The organism is Acinetobacter rongchengensis (assembly GCF_003611475.1).
GTDB lineage: Bacteria > Pseudomonadota > Gammaproteobacteria > Pseudomonadales > Moraxellaceae > Acinetobacter > Acinetobacter rongchengensis.
Window position 1 is genome coordinate 123,240 of record NZ_RAXT01000001.1, and the last position, 18,248, is coordinate 141,487.

The window sequence follows — 18,248 nt, forward strand, 5'->3', positions numbered from 1 at the left end:
TTTAAGTTTTTATGACACTCGCACAGCATACGTGGCTTTGTTGTTTTCGACAAAATTGAAATTGTTAAATTTTGCAATAAGTTAAAACTCAGTTTTTAACTCGTACAAACAGCTTACCAACGGAATTTATCCCAATTTTCAGGATTTGCCCAAAACTTGGAATTAAACCAATCAGGCACATGTTTATACGTCAGAATATTAAATTGCCACAGCGCGAAATCATTCTCATGTGACGTTTTATCGATCAACTGGGTAAAACCAAGTGATCTTAATAGTTGTTCATCACTTAATTTACAGACCACAACAATTCGTTTCGCCAATAAATCACGTAGTTTGACTAAAAGTTGTGTTTTATGCTGATCTGAAACAGCTAAAGTTTCATCTGTATCAAATAACACAAAACCTAAATCATAACGTTGAGTAAAAGGCAGATTTAAAAACTCAGATACGTTAAAATAAGACCATTGAATTGAATGATGAACATTGTATTGCGCCAAATTTTGCCCAATACACAATGCAGTTTGAATTGGCTGTTCTAACGATAAATCGTCTAGCATTGAAGTGATGACATTTTGCTCAGCCATAACTGCACCTTTATTGAAGTGAGTAATTAAACATGGAACTACAAGGCATTTGCCATAAAATGCATGCAGGCCTTAAAGACCTAAGTGTAACTGATCAGCAAACACATAAGGCAAATGTTGAATATAAATTCATATTAGATCGTTCAGAAATTGACCTTCCGTTTAGTTTAGGTCAAGAAATTGAAATTGAAGCGACTGGAAATATTTACTGCGTATCATGCGGGTCAAAAACCCCGAAGTCATATTCACAAGGTCATTGTTTTAAATGCATGAAAACCAAAGCAGCTTGTGACATGTGTATCATGAAGCCTGAAACCTGCCATTATCATTTGGGAACGTGCCGTGAAAATGATTTTGCGCATAACGTTTGCTTCCAGCCACATATCGTTTATTTAGCCAATTCCAGTGCTTTAAAAGTTGGAATTACCCGTATAGGTCAAATGCCAACCCGTTGGTTAGATCAGGGTGCAACACAAGCCCTGCCGATTATGAAAGTCGGTTCACGTCGCCTGTCTGGTCAGCTAGAAGTTATGTTTGGAACCCAAGTTGCAGATAAAACAGATTGGCGTAAATTACTCAAAGGCGAAGCAGAACCTGTCGATTTAATTGAAATTCGCAATGACTTGGTTAAAGAATTCGCACCTAAAATTCAGACCATTCGTGATGAATTTGCCCAAAATCTTGAGTTTAACGAAACCGTTGAATTGCTTGAAAATGAATTGCCACGTGAATTTGTTTATCCTGTTGATCTTTATCCTGAAAAGATTAAATCGCATAACTTGGATAAAACCCCGATTATTCGTGGCAAATTACAAGGCATCAAAGGTCAATACTTAATTATGGATACAGGTGTGATCAATATCCGTAAATATACTGGATATGAGCTTAAAGTTCGGGCTGAATAATCAGTTAATCAATCCATATTGAACAATCTCTCCTTTTTTAAAGGATGAGCGTTATTACGCGCAAGAGGAAGAGGATTTAAATAACCTCTTCTTAACTCTTTATCACAATCACATCAAAAAATATAATTTAAAATCAAATACATAAATCTTAAAAATTAACAATATTAAAATGCTTAGGCTATTTTAAAATCGCTAAAATTGCTTGTACAGGATCTTCGCTATTGCCTGACAATAATTGCTTATGCATGGTAATCAATTGCATCACTTGAATTTGAGCCGTTTCAATATTCATTAATTTTTCAATCTCATCTGCAAGTTTTTCAGCGGTTGCATCTTGTTGAATAAGTTCCTGAATCACTTTTTTACCTGCAATAATATTGGGTAAAGAATAATAAGGAATCTTCACCAATAGTTTTGCAATGATATAAGTCAACCAATTCAGTTTATAAAAAGTCACCATTGGACGATGCAATAATAGTGCTTCTAAAGTCGCCGTTCCTGACGCTAAAGCCACAATATTTGCAGCATTCATGACTTGACGACCAATTTTTGATTCTTTATCTGTATTTTCAAGTAAATGAATTTGATCTGTTAATGATTTCGGATAGTTTTTTAATAGTTCTTCAATTTGCTGTTTTCGTAAATCATTAATCGCAGGAATTAAAAATTGATACTCAGGGTGCTTTTGGTGAATGATTTTTGCTGCATCTAACACCAATGGCCCAAGTCGTTCAATTTCACCACGGCGACTCCCCGGCAATAATGCAATATGTTTTTGGCTAATGTCTAAACCCAGCTCTTGTTTGGCATCTAAAATCGGGTTTTGTAATGACAATTGACTGGCAAGAGGATGACCAACAAAGGCCGCGGGTACAGCAAACTTTTCAAAAAATGCTTTTTCAAACGGAAATAAACACAACACTAAATCAATACTGGCTTTAATGCCATGTACTCGCCCTTGACGCCATGCCCAAACTGAAGGACTCACGTATTGAACTGTTTTAATCGCTAAATTTTTCTGTTTTAAACTTTTAGAAAGACGTAAATTAAAATCTGGCGCATCAATACCAATAAAAATATCGACAGGATTTTCTGTCCATCGCTCAACTAGGCCATCACGAACAGCAAATAGTTTTTTCAAATCTTTAAGTACTTCAACGATTCCCATAACCGATAAAATATCCATCGGGTAAAAACTATTAAAGCCTTCTGCGATCATTTGAGGACCACCAATCCCCTCAAACTCAACATCTATACCTTGTTCACGAAAACTACGGATAAGTTTCGCACCTAAAGTATCTCCTGATACTTCACCTACTACGATTCCAATTTTAAGTTTCCGATTTTGCAAGATATTCTTCCTCACCCTTTTAACAGGCACATCATAGCATAGTCATTTTTGGATTGGTGTGTATCTGAGCACAGTACTCTTAAATTCAGTATTGATTCGAACACTGATTTATCCAATCACTTTTCACCTATTTTCAATCAAAAAGTATTTTCAATTTATATTTCCAATTGTAAAAAACTTGTAAAGCATATTTACAAACAATAAACTTATTAATAATTATTCTCATTTGTATTTGTAAATGACAAACACTATCTCATCCCCTTTTAAGCTTTCGATGATCACATTGGCTATTTTCAGTGCACAATATAGTTTGGCTGAAGATGTACAAACTCTAGCCACCATCACAATTGAAGCAAATGCCGATCAAAATGAGCAAACGTCTGAACAGTCTAAATCCTATATCATTAAACGATCTTCTAGTGCCACTAAACTCAATATTCCACTGAAAGAAACGCCGCAAACGGTCAATGTAGTGACCCGTCAGCAACTGGATGATTTTGCACTGAATAGCACACGTGACGTATTACGTAATGTACCGGGTGTGATTGTCAGTAACCAAGAAACCGACCGGAGCACTTATCTTGCACGTGGTTTTGAAATTTCAAATATATTGGTTGATGGCGTTGGTTTCCCCTTAGAAAGCTATAACTACAATAATGATAATCCTGACAGTTTCTTGTTTGATCGAATTGAAGTCGTTAAAGGTGCGGATGCTTTAAATAATGGTGTAGGTGATCCAAGTGCGACCATTAACATGATCCGCAAACGCCCAACACAAGACTTACAAGCGTCTTTTAATGCAAGTTATGGTTCTTGGAATACCCAACGTTATGAGGCAGATATATCTTCAGCCCTCACCAAGGATGGTAAAATCCGTGGTCGTGTATTTGGTTATGAACAGACGGGTGATAGTTATTTAGACCACTATTCACTTGAGAAAAATGGCTTTGGTGCAATCATTGAAGCAGATCTCACCGATTCAACATTATTCACGGCAGGTTATACCGAAACCAATAATAATTCGAACGGTAATAACTGGGGCGCCAATCCGCTGATTAATACACAAGGTGAACAACTGCATTATTCACGAGATTATAACTACAGCCCAGAATGGACCTATTGGGATACCAATATCAAAAACTATTTCGCTGAATTGCAACAAAAGCTAGGCGGTGATTGGGTTGCAAAATTGTCTTATGATGAAAAGCAAACCGATCGTCGCTCAAAATTATTATATTTATCGGGTAATCCGAGTGCAGATGGAACCTCTGGTGTCTACTTATGGCCTGGTATTTATATAGATGACAATAAAGCACGCCAAGCCAATATTAATTTCCAAGGGACATATCCATTATTCGGACAAAAACATGAAGCCACTTTTGGTTATTCATGGTCTGAAAATAACAGCAATGAATTGGGTTATGGTGGAAGTTATGCAAATCATTTAACGACTGATTTAGCCAGCTGGACTGCTGCGGAACCGACGTGGGATTTCTCCCAAACCAGTGGTGAAATGCATATGAAACAAAAAAATCAAAGTTATTATGCGGCAACACGTTTGCATTTTAACGATGATTTAAAACTGCTCTTAGGTGCAAACTATGTGCAAGCTGAAAGTACAGGTAGCAGCTATGGTACTGACACGATTTATGATGAAGACAAAGTTTTACCTTATGCAGGGTTAACCTATAATTTCACCCCTGAATATACAGGCTATATGAGTTATACCTCTATTTTCCGCCCGCAAACAACCAAGGCGCTTGATGGAAGTATTAATAAACCCATTGAAGGCGAAAGCTATGAAGTTGGGATAAAAAGCACATGGTTAGATGACAAATTAACAGCAACCATGGCGGTTTTCCGTACCGAAGAAAGTAATTACCCGCTACGTAACTCAGATGGACTACCGACTACACGTAAAACCCAAGTCAGTGATTTACGTTCTCAAGGCTACGAATTTGGCCTTGCAGGACAGCTTACAGACAATTTAAATCTCAGTTTTGGTTATACCTTATTGAGTTTGAAAGATCTAATTAATGGTGGAGATGCACGTACCTTCAACCCAACACAATCTTTCAATTTATTAACAACCTATCAAGTACCTCAACTACCGAAGTTAAAACTCGGTTTAGGCGTTCAATGGCAAGATAAAACACATTTAGATGTGCCTCAAACTGAAAGCAATGGCGTTGTGACTCAAAAAGCGGGTGTGATTCAACAAGATGCTTATGCGTTGGTCAATGTCATGGCAAGCTACGAAGTGAATAAGAACATCACTTTACAAGCCAATGGTAATAACCTCACCGATGAGAAATATCTCTATAACTTCCCCGATGCTCAAGGTTTTTATGGCGCACCTGCCAATTATAGTGTTGCTGTAAAATTTAAATATTGATTCAATAGCGCCTTGGTTTTCACCCTTGAAGATAAAAGTAAACCAAGGCACTTTTATCTGAATAAAATGGTTCGTTATGCATAAAGTTCAATATCCATTATCAGTCTTATATCGTTTTATTCTTGCCTTTGGTTTGGGGTATATCTGTAGCTACTTATTGTCTTTATCTTTAACTGATCTTTTTTATCCTTATTTTGCAAAAGCAGAATCTATTTATTTGGCTGCATTTTCAGCTTTGGTTTTTTACATTATTTTTGTGATTTCGAGTTTTTGTATTCAATCTTTAAAAAAACTCTCAACCATTATTCTGTCTTTGTTATCCATGTTGTTTTTACTTTCGAAATTAGTAGGTTAATCCATGTTTAAATCTGTTCGCCAATCGATGGCATGGCTACATTCATGGATTGGGCTTCTTTTAGGCTGGCTTCTTCTGGCAATTTTTATGACAGGTTCAGTCACCTATTATCGTCATGCGATCAGCACTTGGATGCAACCTCAATTCGCAAGTATGCAAATTCATCAAGACACCGCTGTGCATACTGCTTTTGATTATCTACAAAAAAATGCAGCAGATGCCAAAAATTGGTATATCGGTGTGGCCAATGCTGAATCCCCCGTCAATAAAATCTATTGGCAGAAAGCGGATAACAGCTATGAAAGTAAAACCTTAGATGCCAATACTGGAAAAGCGTTAAATTTATCAGCCACACAAGGCGGTAATTTTTTCTATACTTTTCATTATCAATTGTATGGCATGCCTTATCAAATTGGTCGGTTGATTGTTACCCTCGCCGCTTTAGTCATGTTGATTACCCTTATTTCAGGCATCATTACCCATAAAAAAATATTTACCGATTTCTTTACATTAAGAGCTTTCAAGGGACAACGCTCCTATTTAGACTTTCATAATGTTTCTGCAGTATTGGCCTTGCCATTTTTTTTGACCGTTACATTTACAGGATTGGCGATTTTCTTTTACATTATCTTTCCTGCGGGTATGAAAAAACTTTACCCCGACAATCCATTTCAATATTTTGAAGAAATTAGAACTATTTCAATATCTTCAAATGAAATAACTGCCAACAAAGTACAGATGCTACCGATTGATTATTTTTTAAAACAGTCCCAACAGCGTTGGGGAAATTCAGAAATTGATCATATTACAGTGAAACAGCCCAATACTCAGCTTGCTCAACTGACGATTACAGAACTTAAAGATCAATCCATTACACGAAATCAAGCGCAACTGAGTTTTAATGCGCAAGATGGTCATTTACTTAACGACACACGTAATCACAGTGCAATTGCAACCTTAAATGCAGGTGTCTATGGCTTACACATGGCAGATTTTGCACAACCGATTTTACGTTTAGCCTTCTTTTTTTCAGGTATTTTAGGCTGTGCCATGATTGCATCTGGCTTATTATTGTGGAGTTTAAAACGTCAAATTCAAAATAAAACACAGCGTTTTCATTTCGGACAATATCTGGTGAACCGTTTAAATATCGCTGTAATCTTAGGCTTACCGATCGCAATGCTCAGTTATTTGTATGCCAATAGACTGGTACAGATTCAAGCTGACGGCCCTAATTATGAAATATACAGTTTCTTTATTGTGTGGCTAATGAGCTTTATCTTTGCCCTCATCACGCCACAACAATATTTATGGAAATCGCAACTTAAAGTCTTTATTGGACTGGGGTTAGGATTACCATTTTTTAATATTTATTATTTAATCACCCATAATCATATCCAATCATTTCAACAATATTGGGCATTTTTACGTGTCGATTTAATGATTACACTCTTTGCAATGATGGCAATCTTCCTACATCAAAAAATTGTTCCGATACAGCAAAAATCGGTAGCTAAAATTCAACAGAAATTAGCAAACAATCAAGCTAAGCCAACATTTTCGGAGTCTCTAAAATGATTTTAATCATTACTTTTGGATTGATTCTGATTGCGAGTTTTGGCTTGTATTTAGTCAGCAGCAAACAAATCCCGAAAACCTTAAAATCGAAATGGGCCATACTGGCGAAGCATCCTAAGCGTATTCGTGTTATTGCGTTTATTTTTATACTGATCGCACTTAGTTGTTTGAGTCATTATTTTGGCAATAGCATTGCGATTGTTGCCTTGTGTCTATTTTCAACTCCAATTATTTTTGGGTTGATTTTATCAATCAACGATCTCAAACCCAAAAGCAAAACTTAAATAGCTTAGCTTGAGTATTTAGAAGTTTAGTGATTGAAACATTTGAGCACTTTGGCATTTCTACTTATCTAATGCCAACAGTACTTCATTTACTGGGGTTAACAATTGTACTGCAACTATCCCCCTAATCATCAACGAGCATTATCCAAAATAAATAGTTAAATATTTTCAAATAGATATAAATAATTTCTTGAAAAAAGTTTTAAAATAATCATTTTAAAATTACTTTAGCATTTTTTAGAATAAGTAAATCAATAATCAAGACAACCACTTATATCAAAAAGTCATAAGATATGCCTGTTTTCTGATATTTGGCACTATAGTCATGGTTGGTCCTGTTGAGTTTATTTTAGCTGGTGTTCTGGTTGGTTTTTGCGTAGGTATTACGGGTGTCGGTGGTGGTTCTTTAATGACCCCTATTCTAATCAGCTTATTTAGAATAGAACCACACATTGCGATTGGTACCGACCTGCTTTACGCTGCTATTTCAAAATTTTGTGGTTCTTTGGTGCATGCTAAAAAACTGAATATTGTTTGGCCGATTGTTTTATGGCTCGCTGCGGGCAGTATTCCTGCATCATTTGCGACCCATTGGGCTTTAGAAACCTACCTGAGTGGTTCAACACATTACAAAGCTGTATTGACCATGGTCTTAGGTTTCATGTTGACGCTGACAGGGCTTTCAATTGTGTTCCGTGCGCAAATCGAAAAGTTCTTTGCTAAATTCCGTGCGGAAAAACATGATTTCCATGAAACCAATAATTTCACAATCGATGGTAAACGTCTTTATGTCGTCATTATGGGGATTGTATTGGGTGTATTCGTCACATTATCTTCAGTCGGTGCAGGTGCTTTCGGGATTATGGCACTAATTTTAATGTTCCCAAATTTACCTATGATTCGCATTATTGGTTCAGATGTGGTTCATGCTGTTTTACTGACGTCTGTTGCAGGCTTTGCACACATGACCTCTGGTAATGTCGATTTCCACTTATTGGGTTGGCTTTTAGTTGGATCAATTCCAGCGATTGTGATTGGTACACTGATCAGCTCTCGCCTACCTGAAAAAATGATTCGTAAAATATTAGGTGTTACCTTATTTGCACTGGGTATCAACTTTATTTTGAATCCTGTAAAAAGCAAACCAGTAGAAAAACCTAAAACTGCTATGGTTGTTCAAGTACAACAACACCATTATTTAGGTTAATTTGCAGGTTTAACTCATAACTGAATTTTATGAATTGATCGCAAAGTTTTAATGATTTATTTATAACAAAACTTTGCTCAATTCATGTTATATTCAGCCAACTAAAAATACTTTTGTATGATCTAATACCTAGTGACGGCAATGAATACACAACAGTCTACTCCAATTACTCAATCAGATATTGATGATGTGAATGTACAAAGCATTCAAACACTTGTAACTCCAGCTGAACTTAAAGCTGAATTGCCTTTAAATGAAAATGCCTATCAAACTGTGCTGCATGGTCGTGAAACAGTTCGCAATATTCTTGATGGTAAAGACAACCGTTTATTTGTTGTGATTGGTCCATGCTCGATTCATGACCCCGTTGCTGCCCATGATTATGCAGATCGCTTAAAAGTTTTAAGTGAAAAAGTAAAAGATACGTTATTTATCATCATGCGTGTTTATTTTGAAAAACCACGTACAACTGTAGGTTGGAAAGGTTTAATTAATGATCCCGACATGAATGATTCATTCAATATCGAAAAAGGTTTACGTATTGGTCGTAAACTTTTGCTTGAATTGAATGACAAAGGGCTTCCTTGTGCAACTGAAGCACTCGATCCAAATTCACCACAATATTACCAAGACTTAATTTCTTGGTCTGCGATTGGCGCACGTACGACTGAAAGCCAAACACACCGTGAAATGTCTTCAGGTCTTTCATCACCTGTCGGCTTTAAAAATGGTACAGATGGTGGTTTAACGGTTGCAACCAATGCTATGCAATCGGTAAAACATGGTCATAGTTTCTTAGGTTTAAACAACGAAGGACAAGTTTCTGTTATTCGTACCAATGGTAACCCATATGCTCACGTTGTTTTACGTGGTGGTAATGGCAAACCAAACTATGATGCAGGTTCAGTCGCTGAAACTGAAAATGCTTTAGCAAAAGCCAAAGTAAGCAACAAAATCATGATTGATACCAGTCATGCCAACTCAAACAAAGACCCATACTTACAACCTTTGGTATTGAAAAATATTACCGAACAAATTTTAGATGGTAATAAGTCTATTGTCGGGATTATGGTTGAGAGTCATATCAAAGGTGGACGCCAAGATATTCCTGAAAATCTCAGTGATTTGGAATATGGCAAATCTGTTACTGATGGATGTATCGATTGGGAAACCACTGAAAAAGCCCTACTCGAAATGGATGCGGCATTAAAAGAAGTTTTACCAAATCGCTAATTAATTTAAAAACGCCATCTACATAGATGGCGTTTTTGTTTATGATGTCATTAAAATTTTTGTGTAAGTGTTAGAGTGTTATGAACGAATTTGAACAAGAACTCAGCCAAATTCCAAACTTCCAGTTTATACATGAGCATTTATTTACTTCAGGACAGCCTTCACTAGAGCAATTTCAACACATTAAAGAATATGGCATAGATACAGTCATCAATCTTGCCTTTAATGATGCGGAACCACACTTAGCTGGTGAAGATAAAATCTGTGCTGAACTTGGGCTTAACTATATTCAAGTCCCAATTTTGTGGGAAACACCTGCCGATGATCAGTGTCTATTTGTTTTGGACTTGATTGCACATTTGGTTCAGGAAAAAATGATTTGGGTACATTGTGCCAAAAATATGCGGGTCAGTAGCCTCATGTATCTATATCGACAATATTTCATGAATATCGATATGCCGACAGCCCAAGAGCTACTGCACCAAATTTGGGAACCGAATGAAACCTGGACGGGTTTAATTCATGCGGTCGGCTTACAACTTCAAGGGCGCAAAGCCACAGAAGATTTACAACATTCATTAATGAATGCGGATCAGTTTTTTTAAACCTTAGACACTCCGTCCTTAAAAATCGATCAGTTAATCATTCAAAATAAACGTTAGATATCACACGTTACAACAGATTAGCTGATCATTTTTTACTTGGTAGGATGCGTAATCAATACCGTCGCAGTCGATAAAATACCTTCCTGACGTCCTGTGAAACCTAATTTTTCAGTTGTGGTTGCTTTAATACTGATCTGGGTAATATCCACATCCAAAACATCTGCAATGCTTTGACGCATTTCTAAGTTATGTTTCGCCAATTTCGGACGCTCGCATGCCACTGTAATATCAGCATTATTCAACACATAACCACGATCTAAAATCAACTGATACACATGCTTCAATAACTTACGACTATCTGCACCTTTAAACTCTGGGTCAGTGTCTGGAAAATGCTGCCCAATATCACCCAAAGCCAGTGCACCTAATAATGCATCACATAAGGCATGTAACACCACATCACCATCCGAATGCGCTTTTAAGCCATGACTATGTGGAATTTGTACGCCAGCCAAAGTTACAAAATCACCTTCATCAAAAGCATGTACATCCATTCCTTGCCCAATACGAATCGGTATGATCATTTTCAGCTCCTTTATGCAATCTTTTCCTTTGAAAAATCTTGTATTCGTACTTTCTATTTCGCTATAGTACGTATGCAAACATTGTGAAAGTATAAGCGATCATGCTGTTGAATACAGAATTTAATCAAACTAAAACGCTCTTATCTGCTCTCATTTTAAGCTGTATCAGCACATCTGCTGTTTATGCCTTACCTGTGGATTGTGCGCATCAAAACGCTTCAACTTTGAAGACCTTGTGTGAAACACAATTCAAAGATTTACGAGCAGAACTAAATGAAAAGTATTTAACAGCTTATCTCATTACAGACGCACCTATTCGCTTAATCAATGACACCAATCAGTTATGGTTCAACCGTTTAAAGCAATGTAAATCTAATGATTGCTTTAAACAGCAAATTGATATTCGCCTAGAAGACTTTAACTTTTATACTTCAATGAATCAAAGTTTAACGCAACATTTCATTAAATATGAACATGGTGAAATTGCGAAACAACCGATCCATTTGCAAATTCATCAGTTAACCAAAGACCGTATCAAAGTTGAAGGTATCGCATATCGCAATCCCAATAACCGTAAAGACACTCAAATTGTCACCTTATTGGCATACACCACACCCGAAAAGAAAAACGAAATTTTGGACAATGAACATGATTGCAAATATCAACTCAATTTCCAGAAATCAATTCTATCGATAAAAACTGAACAGAAAGGTTGCGAACGCTTTACTGGTGTCTATCGTTTATATGATTAAGTTTTATCATATTGTGCTTGCTAATCAATAAATTATCTTTCGGTATATAAAAATGAATAACAAATTTGACGATCAAATTGTTTAGGGAAAATACTCATACCTATCTATGAATAATAAAATAACGGTATTACACAACCTGTTTTTATAGGTATTCATTTTGAGCTAAATGGATCAAAATTCTATTTTTGAATCTAGAGTGCATCGACTCAAAACCGAACTAAAGCGATCACGATTTTAAAACTTCATTATTTTTTGTTAAAAATAAATTTTTTCATCATCTATCAAATAGATACTTCAACATAATACTAACGATGAAGATAATGCAATGAATATACTTAAATCACTATTGAATTTCGAATTATCCATGATCAGCAATAAAAACCCTAAACTTCACATTCTTATTTCATTTACATTTTGCTTAATTTTTAATTACTTAGCGTTTTAAATATTGAGAATAAAACAATGATTTGTATTTTTGCAGGACTCCTTCTGTTTTGAGAGCGCTATATTATGATCAACTTAAAACAACAGATTCTTAAACAAAACTAAGCATAGTTAACTTCATCCTTCAACAAAACTCTTTCTGAAACAAAAAGCCCAATCTATTTGATTGGGCTTTTATATGAAATAACACCAAGCTATTTCAGAATAACAATGAAGAGCAAATTATTTAATTTTAGCATGTGCTTTTAAGTAACGAGAGTAATCATCAAGGATTTGCTCACCACGGAACTTTTGATACATCTGAGTTAATTGCTGAACTTCAGCAGGGCTCAAACTATCAATCGGCGTTTGCTTCACATTTGATACAGCTACCACAACCAATTCATCTGGTAATTTAGCTGTCGTCACAGACCACATACCTGCTTTAGGTGTAGGTTGGCTAAATGCAGCTCGTTCAATTTGACGTTTCAAACCTTGAGAACGTGTGAATATACCCGCATGCACAAAGTTATATGGGTATTTCTTGGTCACTTCCTGCGCTGGTAATTTTTTGAAATCAGCCAACATTGCATTGAGTTTGGCATGCGCCGCATCAAAAGCCTTTTGCTCAATGAGCTGTGCTTTAACACGCTCAGTTGCTTGTGCCAAAGGTTGAACACCTGCGGCATGGTACTTACGCACTTTGATCCAAACTGTGTCACCATTTGCTGTTTGAATGTTACTTGAAGCAGTTTGATTACCCGCTTTCACATCTTCACTAAACAATTTAGATTTCACCGCAGGATCAGCAAATACAGGATTTGTGGTACCGAGCGTTACACCATTTGCAGATTCAACTTTTACAGTTTTAATCGCTTCTGGAATCACATCTAAACTATCACCACTTACAACTTGTTCATTTAAAGTATTCACTGTATCTGAATAATAATTTGCAGATTTATTCTTTAATACTTCAGCCGTTAATTCAGCTTTTTTAGCTTCAAATGATGGCACTGCACCTGCAACTGTTTGCACTTCCAATATGTGATAACCAAATTGAGTTTTTACAGGTTTAGAGATTTGCCCATTTGCAGTGCTTGAAACCGCAGCATCAAATTCAGTACCAAAAGCACCTGGTACATAAGCAGCAAGTAAACCACCTTTTGCCTTTGAGTCTGGATCTTCTGAATATTGTGCCGCAGCAGCTGCAAATGAAGTCCCTGCTTGAATTTTCGCATATACCTCATTGGCAAGTTGGGCTGCTTGTTCAGGTGTACGATTATCCAAGGTGATCAAAATATGCTTAACATCACGTTTAGCATCTTTGTTTTGCTTTTCAACAAACTGATTATAAGCTTGCTTTAATTCTTCATCTGACACAGCTGTATTTGGCTGAGTCAACGTTGCAGGACTTAACACAACATAATCCACATCAACTGAAGCGACTTGTTTAAACTTATTTTGATGTTTGTTGTAATAATCAGCAATTTCCTGATTCGTCACTTTCACATTGGTTTTGTATTCATCCAGCTTAATACTCGATAAAAATAATTCACGCTGCTCAGTTTGTAAGTTTGCAATCTGTTGAATATCAGTTTTACTTACCAAGGCATTGTCCGTAAATGTACTCATTAACATTTTCAACGCATGGTCTTGACGTAAACTTGCAATCAACGTTTGATTGGTCATTCCAACAGAACGCAAATAGTTTGCATACAAGTTTTGTGAAAATTTACCATTTTCTTGAAAACTTGGTTGTTGAGCGATCATTTGCTCAATTTGTGCATCACTTAATGAAATACCCAGCTTGTCCGCTTGCTGAACCAACAATGAACGCGCGATTAAATTATCAAGAACAGTATTTTCAATATAAGACTGATTGAGCAAGGACTCGTCACCATTTAGGCGTTGAAGCAATTGATCTTTATACGCTTTTGTCTGCGCTTCTAAATCTTTTTTCGAAATATCTTGACCATTAACGGTTTTAGCTACGTCTTCTTTTTGCCCACCGCTGAAATAACCTTCAATACCGACCACAGCAAATGGCGCTAAAAATAACACAAGGAGAACTTTACCAAACCAGCCCCTTATGAGCGTACGAAACGATTCCATGAGTATTCCAATATTTTATTTCGTAGGGATTCTAACTGAAATTAACAAATGAATGAATGAGCAATCTCTTATAATTCGACATTTTTCATAAAAAACGCGCCACATGGGCGCGCCTATAGCAATAAAAGATTAAGCAACTGAATCTTTTAATCCTTTACCTGCTTTAAAGCTAGGAACTTTGCTTGCTTTAATTTGTAGTTCTTCACCAGTTTTTGGGTTACGCCCTGTACGAGCAGCACGGTCTTTCACACTGAAAGTACCAAAACCAACTAAAGTTACTGTATCACCCGTTTTAAGTGCTTCACCGATTGAAGCAATAGTCGCATCTAATGCTTTACCTGCATCAGACTTAGACAATCCCCCTTTCTCTGCAATCGCGTCGATTAATTCTGATTTATTCATGAAGATTACGTCCTCTTATATCGTTTGTTTAAGTTCCAAGGCTGTAGATCAAAGGCCATGACGACTTTATAGCAATGCTTTGGGGGAAAACGCAAGACTCCAAACCAGCTTTTCACAAAATTTATGACCAAAAAATGAGATTTTTTTACTTTCACAGCATTTATTTCATTTTTTTAGCAATTGTTCACGTAAGTTTTTATTCTCATCTGCCAACGCATCAACCTTGCTATGTAACTGTAAAATGAGGTTTTCTAGGTGCTGTAAATCTTTTGCCGTTACCAGCCCAATTCGATTAAGCGAATGATTAACACTTTGGTCTATTATTTTTTCAACTTTATCCTTGGTATCCGTTACAGACTCTTTGGTTTTTTCAGCAACTTTGTTGACGGTCTGATCCGTGACTTCTACTGTTTTAGATTCAAGTTCTTCACCCACTTTCACTAAAGAATCAAATAATTTATTACCTTCTTCTTCTGCGCGTGAAAATGCACCCAAACCTGCCAACCAAATTTGTTTGGTATATTTTCTAAAATCTAAAGCTGATTTTTTTTGAAATTTACTTCTTTGTTGCGATGAAATGTGCCCTTTTCGCTCTGTCGTTTGATCCGATTGTTCTACACTATTATTTTTCATATCTTGCTCCATTCGCCCCGCACTCCTGCATTTAATTGCTTAAATGACCAAATTATGTAGAAAATATACCTATAATATCAAATAAAAGTATTGAACCTTTTGCTAAACTGTTCTACAAAGCAAAAGTAATTATTTAATGTTAAGGAACACTTGGCAATTCAACAATGGTTATGCGATAAATATTTACGTAAATCATCAGAGAACATTGAGTGTTTCTTTTTGAGAATATATTTTGTCAATGGATTTTGTGAATAATTTCACTTTTTAGTTTTAAGAGATCGGATTCTCTGTTTTGCAATAGGAATTTTATATGGATGAAGCGCAACAAAAACAAGGTCAAACTCGTTTGTTGCTAAACATTGTCATGATTATATTGGAGACAATTTATTCTTTCGTATTAAAGCATGATCGTGTTGTTCGCTTACAGGCAAAAACATTTGTCACACAGCAAATAACCATAAAAGTGAATAGCTACATTCCGTATTTTGATTTTTATGTCCAATTTACAGATCGTGGCATATTATTTGACTTACAGCCATTTGAAAAAGCTGTGGATTTAACTGCCAGTAGCACACTAATTGATTTAATTCAGATTTTTGTATTTGCTAATCGACGCAGTATGAAAAAAATGCGTCTAGAAGGCAGCCCAGAACTAAAAGACCAATTTCGTGATTTAGTCGTACATTTAACAGCACCAAAACTATTGTCAGATTGGAAGCATTGGCTCACTCACCCAGAGGATGACAACGAAACGCGTGCTTCAAAAAAACGTATTGCACCACTATTGGAAAAAATTGATCTACAGCGCTCTAAAATCAATACATTACAAGTAGAAGTAAAACAGTATCAAAACCGCATTAAACGCATGAAACAGAATCAAAAAAGAGTGAATACTGCTTTTGGCGTAGTAGGCTTTCTATTTGTTGTGTTAATCGTGTATAATTTATGGCAGATTTTTTCTTAAATCTGTTAAGAGAATCTGTCATTAAATAAACAATTACAAATTCTGACTAAAATAGTCAGAATTAACCTCAAAAAAACTTGACTATTTTAGTCAGGATTCATAAAATTCGAACATCTAGTCTAAAACATGTGTATCGAATCATGCGCCTAACTACTCGCGGTCGCTACGCAGTGACTGCACTACTTGATTTAGCATTGCAGCCAGCTGAGCAAACGATAACGCTTGCAGAAATTGCAGCTCGCCAAACAATCTCTGTCGCTTACCTCGAACAACTGTTCGCAAAATTAAAGCGTCATGGTTTGGTTTCAAGTGTCCGCGGTGCAAATGGTGGTTATCACTTAGCGCGTAGTGCTGAAGAAATTACTGTCTTAGAAATTATTGAAGCCGTAAACGAAACAGTGGATGCTACACGTTGCGACCATAAAGGAAACTGCCAAAATGGTGCAATGTGTTTAACTCATGATTTATGGCAAGAACTCTCCCTTCATATTGCCGATTATCTCGCTAAAATCACGCTTGCAGACCTAGTCGCTCGTGACAACGTACAAACCGTTGCCGTTCGCCAAAATTCAGCACACCTTGATTCAGCCCTATTATCGGTTACAGGTATTTGACATGAAACGTCCGATTTATCTTGACTACGCAGCAACAACACCTGTTGATCCTCAAGTAGCAGAACGCATGATGGAATGTTTAACCTTTGACGGTACATTCGGTAATGCTGCCTCTCGTTCACATGCTTATGGTTGGCAAGCTGAAGAAAAAGTTGAATACGCACGTGAACAAGTCGCTAATTTAATTAAAGCAGACCCACGTGAAATCGTTTGGACTTCTGGTGCAACTGAATCAGATAATCTTGCACTTAAAGGTATTGCGCAATTTTACGGCTCTAAAGGCAAACACATCATCACCAGTAAAATTGAACATAAAGCAATTTTAGATACTTGTCGTGAGTTAGAAGATGAAGGTTTCGAGATCACTTATCTTGAGCCTGAACCACAAACTGGTCTTATTACTCCTGAAATGGTTCAAGCTGCATTACGTCCAGATACCATTCTTGTTTCATTGATGATGGTAAATAACGAAATCGGTACTGTGACAGATGTTGCTGCGATTGGTGAACTCACTCGTGCCAACAAAACTTATTTCCATGTCGATGCTGCTCAAGCTGCAGGTAAGGTTGAAATCGATCTTTCAAAAATGAAAGTTGATTTAATGAGTTTCTCTGCGCACAAGATTTATGGACCAAAAGGTATCGGTGCTTTATTTGTACGCCGTAGCCCACGTGTTCGTATTAAAGCGCAAATGCATGGCGGTGGCCATGAACGCGGTATGCGTTCAGGCACACTTGCAACTCACCAAATTGTTGGTATGGGTGAAGCATTTGAACTTGCAGGCAAAAATTTACAAGCTGAACAAGCGCGTTTACGTGTACTGCGTGACAAACTTTGGAACGGCTTACAAGATTTAGAACAAGTGTTCTTAAATGGTCACCCAGTTCATAATGTTGCCAACTATCTCAATGTCAGTTTCAACTTTGTTGAAGGTGAATCATTAATGATGGCGTTAAAAGATGCTGCTGTATCGTCAGGTTCAGCATGTACATCAGCAACATTAGAGCCGTCTTATGTACTACGTGCATTGGGCTTATCTGATGAATTAGCACATAGTTCAATCCGTTTTAGTTTTGGTCATTACACCACTGAAGCTGATATTGACCATGTGATTGAAATCACCAAAGCGGCCGTTGAAAAATTACGTGCGCTCTCTCCTCTTTGGGATATGTACAAAGAAGGGATCGATTTGAGTACAGTTGAGTGGGCTGAACACTAATCACACAATCAAAACTCGGCATTTCATTGAAAATCAGTGAAATGCCCT

General features: G+C 36.7%; 18 protein-coding genes. 12 read left to right on the top strand and 6 right to left on the bottom strand.

Features of this window, described 5'->3' with window-relative positions; all coding sequences use genetic code 11:
- Positions 1–113: 113 nt before the first annotated feature.
- Positions 114–584 (bottom strand): DUF6231 family protein, encoded by a 471-nt coding sequence (locus D7V20_RS00625; RefSeq protein WP_120382426.1) that lies wholly within the window; start codon positions 582–584, stop codon positions 114–116.
- 32 nt (positions 585–616) lie between these two features.
- Here D7V20_RS00625 and D7V20_RS00630 point away from each other — a divergent pair, with 32 nt between their 5' ends.
- A complete protein-coding gene (locus tag D7V20_RS00630) occupies positions 617–1,489 on the top strand; it encodes a DUF2797 domain-containing protein (protein WP_120382427.1) in 873 nt (290 codons plus the stop codon).
- 178 nt (positions 1,490–1,667) lie between these two features.
- On the opposite strand, the gene lpxB is transcribed toward D7V20_RS00630, so the two are convergent.
- Positions 1,668–2,840 carry a lipid-A-disaccharide synthase gene (gene lpxB / locus D7V20_RS00635; protein ID WP_120382428.1) on the bottom strand — a complete coding sequence of 391 codons (1,173 nt, stop codon included), beginning with the start codon at positions 2,838–2,840 and terminating at the stop codon, positions 1,668–1,670.
- Between the two features lie 238 nt (positions 2,841–3,078).
- Between lpxB and D7V20_RS00640 the strand changes: the two genes are divergently transcribed.
- From D7V20_RS00640 to D7V20_RS00670, 7 genes are all read left to right on the top strand, one after another.
- Positions 3,079–5,235, top strand: a complete 2,157-nt coding sequence (locus D7V20_RS00640) for a TonB-dependent siderophore receptor (RefSeq protein ID WP_120382429.1) — start codon at positions 3,079–3,081, stop codon at positions 5,233–5,235.
- 76 nt (positions 5,236–5,311) lie between these two features.
- Entirely contained in the window at positions 5,312–5,590 is a 279-nt protein-coding gene (locus tag D7V20_RS00645) for a hypothetical protein (RefSeq protein ID WP_120382430.1), read from the top strand.
- A 3-nt stretch (positions 5,591–5,593) separates the two neighbouring features.
- Positions 5,594–7,168 carry a PepSY-associated TM helix domain-containing protein gene (locus D7V20_RS00650; protein ID WP_120382431.1) on the top strand — a complete coding sequence of 525 codons (1,575 nt, stop codon included), beginning with the start codon at positions 5,594–5,596 and terminating at the stop codon, positions 7,166–7,168.
- The gene (locus D7V20_RS00655) at positions 7,165–7,452 is read left to right on the top strand and encodes a hypothetical protein (RefSeq protein ID WP_120382432.1); all 288 of its coding nucleotides are present in this window, start codon (positions 7,165–7,167) and stop codon (positions 7,450–7,452) included. The genes D7V20_RS00650 and D7V20_RS00655 overlap by 4 nt, the downstream gene beginning before the upstream one ends.
- Before the next feature lie 325 nt (positions 7,453–7,777).
- On the top strand, positions 7,778–8,659 hold the full coding sequence (locus D7V20_RS00660) for a sulfite exporter TauE/SafE family protein (RefSeq protein WP_120382433.1): 882 nt from the start codon (positions 7,778–7,780) through the stop codon (positions 8,657–8,659).
- A gap of 141 nt (positions 8,660–8,800) precedes the next feature.
- Entirely contained in the window at positions 8,801–9,892 is a 1,092-nt protein-coding gene (locus D7V20_RS00665) for a 3-deoxy-7-phosphoheptulonate synthase (protein WP_120382434.1), read from the top strand.
- 80 nt (positions 9,893–9,972) lie between these two features.
- Positions 9,973–10,497 (top strand): protein tyrosine phosphatase family protein, encoded by a 525-nt coding sequence (locus D7V20_RS00670; protein ID WP_120382435.1) that lies wholly within the window; start codon positions 9,973–9,975, stop codon positions 10,495–10,497.
- Between the two features lie 92 nt (positions 10,498–10,589).
- Here D7V20_RS00670 and ispF read toward each other — a convergent pair whose 3' ends face one another.
- Positions 10,590–11,081: a 2-C-methyl-D-erythritol 2,4-cyclodiphosphate synthase gene (gene ispF / locus D7V20_RS00675; RefSeq protein ID WP_120382436.1), complete on the bottom strand. Its 492-nt coding sequence runs from the start codon at positions 11,079–11,081 to the stop codon at positions 10,590–10,592.
- A 101-nt stretch (positions 11,082–11,182) separates the two neighbouring features.
- On the opposite strand from ispF, the gene D7V20_RS00680 reads away from it, so the two are divergent.
- On the top strand, positions 11,183–11,833 hold the full coding sequence (locus D7V20_RS00680) for an A1S_1983 family putative colistin resistance protein (RefSeq protein ID WP_120382437.1): 651 nt from the start codon (positions 11,183–11,185) through the stop codon (positions 11,831–11,833).
- A 666-nt stretch (positions 11,834–12,499) separates the two neighbouring features.
- Here the strand turns inward: D7V20_RS00680 and D7V20_RS00685 are convergent.
- From D7V20_RS00685 to D7V20_RS00695, 3 genes are all read right to left on the bottom strand, one after another.
- On the bottom strand, positions 12,500–14,368 hold the full coding sequence (locus D7V20_RS00685; protein WP_120382438.1) for a SurA N-terminal domain-containing protein: 1,869 nt from the start codon (positions 14,366–14,368) through the stop codon (positions 12,500–12,502).
- 129 nt (positions 14,369–14,497) lie between these two features.
- Positions 14,498–14,770, bottom strand: coding sequence for an HU family DNA-binding protein (locus tag D7V20_RS00690; protein ID WP_010114788.1), 273 nt, complete (start codon positions 14,768–14,770; stop codon positions 14,498–14,500).
- Between the two features lie 165 nt (positions 14,771–14,935).
- Positions 14,936–15,403 carry a phasin family protein gene (locus D7V20_RS00695; RefSeq protein ID WP_120382569.1) on the bottom strand — a complete coding sequence of 156 codons (468 nt, stop codon included), beginning with the start codon at positions 15,401–15,403 and terminating at the stop codon, positions 14,936–14,938.
- A 310-nt stretch (positions 15,404–15,713) separates the two neighbouring features.
- On the opposite strand from D7V20_RS00695, the gene D7V20_RS00700 reads away from it, so the two are divergent.
- The 3 genes from D7V20_RS00700 (at position 15,714) to D7V20_RS00710 (ending at position 18,200) form a co-directional block, all read left to right on the top strand.
- Positions 15,714–16,367, top strand: coding sequence for a hypothetical protein (locus tag D7V20_RS00700; RefSeq protein WP_120382439.1), 654 nt, complete (start codon positions 15,714–15,716; stop codon positions 16,365–16,367).
- A gap of 140 nt (positions 16,368–16,507) precedes the next feature.
- Positions 16,508–16,981: an Rrf2 family transcriptional regulator gene (locus tag D7V20_RS00705; protein ID WP_120382440.1), complete on the top strand. Its 474-nt coding sequence runs from the start codon at positions 16,508–16,510 to the stop codon at positions 16,979–16,981.
- A gap of 1 nt (position 16,982) precedes the next feature.
- Positions 16,983–18,200: an IscS subfamily cysteine desulfurase gene (locus D7V20_RS00710; protein ID WP_120382441.1), complete on the top strand. Its 1,218-nt coding sequence runs from the start codon at positions 16,983–16,985 to the stop codon at positions 18,198–18,200.
- Positions 18,201–18,248: the final 48 nt, after the last annotated feature.

Excerpts from the sequence above, each read along its gene's own strand:
- D7V20_RS00625 (WP_120382426.1), bottom strand. The coding sequence starts at position 584 with ATGGCTGAGCAAAATGTCATCACTTCAATGCTAGACGATTTATCGTTA.
- D7V20_RS00630 (WP_120382427.1), top strand. The coding sequence starts at position 617 with ATGGAACTACAAGGCATTTGCCATAAAATGCATGCAGGCCTTAAAGAC.
- D7V20_RS00640 (WP_120382429.1), top strand. The coding sequence starts at position 3,079 with ATGACAAACACTATCTCATCCCCTTTTAAGCTTTCGATGATCACATTG.
- D7V20_RS00645 (WP_120382430.1), top strand. The coding sequence starts at position 5,312 with ATGCATAAAGTTCAATATCCATTATCAGTCTTATATCGTTTTATTCTT.
- D7V20_RS00650 (WP_120382431.1), top strand. The coding sequence starts at position 5,594 with ATGTTTAAATCTGTTCGCCAATCGATGGCATGGCTACATTCATGGATT.
- D7V20_RS00655 (WP_120382432.1), top strand. The coding sequence starts at position 7,165 with ATGATTTTAATCATTACTTTTGGATTGATTCTGATTGCGAGTTTTGGC.
- D7V20_RS00660 (WP_120382433.1), top strand. The coding sequence starts at position 7,778 with ATGGTTGGTCCTGTTGAGTTTATTTTAGCTGGTGTTCTGGTTGGTTTT.
- D7V20_RS00665 (WP_120382434.1), top strand. The coding sequence starts at position 8,801 with ATGAATACACAACAGTCTACTCCAATTACTCAATCAGATATTGATGAT.
- D7V20_RS00670 (WP_120382435.1), top strand. The coding sequence starts at position 9,973 with ATGAACGAATTTGAACAAGAACTCAGCCAAATTCCAAACTTCCAGTTT.
- ispF (WP_120382436.1), bottom strand. The coding sequence starts at position 11,081 with ATGATCATACCGATTCGTATTGGGCAAGGAATGGATGTACATGCTTTT.
- D7V20_RS00680 (WP_120382437.1), top strand. The coding sequence starts at position 11,183 with ATGCTGTTGAATACAGAATTTAATCAAACTAAAACGCTCTTATCTGCT.
- D7V20_RS00685 (WP_120382438.1), bottom strand. The coding sequence starts at position 14,368 with ATGGAATCGTTTCGTACGCTCATAAGGGGCTGGTTTGGTAAAGTTCTC.
- D7V20_RS00690 (WP_010114788.1), bottom strand. The coding sequence starts at position 14,770 with ATGAATAAATCAGAATTAATCGACGCGATTGCAGAGAAAGGGGGATTG.
- D7V20_RS00695 (WP_120382569.1), bottom strand. The coding sequence starts at position 15,403 with ATGAAAAATAATAGTGTAGAACAATCGGATCAAACGACAGAGCGAAAA.
- D7V20_RS00700 (WP_120382439.1), top strand. The coding sequence starts at position 15,714 with ATGGATGAAGCGCAACAAAAACAAGGTCAAACTCGTTTGTTGCTAAAC.
- D7V20_RS00705 (WP_120382440.1), top strand. The coding sequence starts at position 16,508 with ATGCGCCTAACTACTCGCGGTCGCTACGCAGTGACTGCACTACTTGAT.
- D7V20_RS00710 (WP_120382441.1), top strand. The coding sequence starts at position 16,983 with ATGAAACGTCCGATTTATCTTGACTACGCAGCAACAACACCTGTTGAT.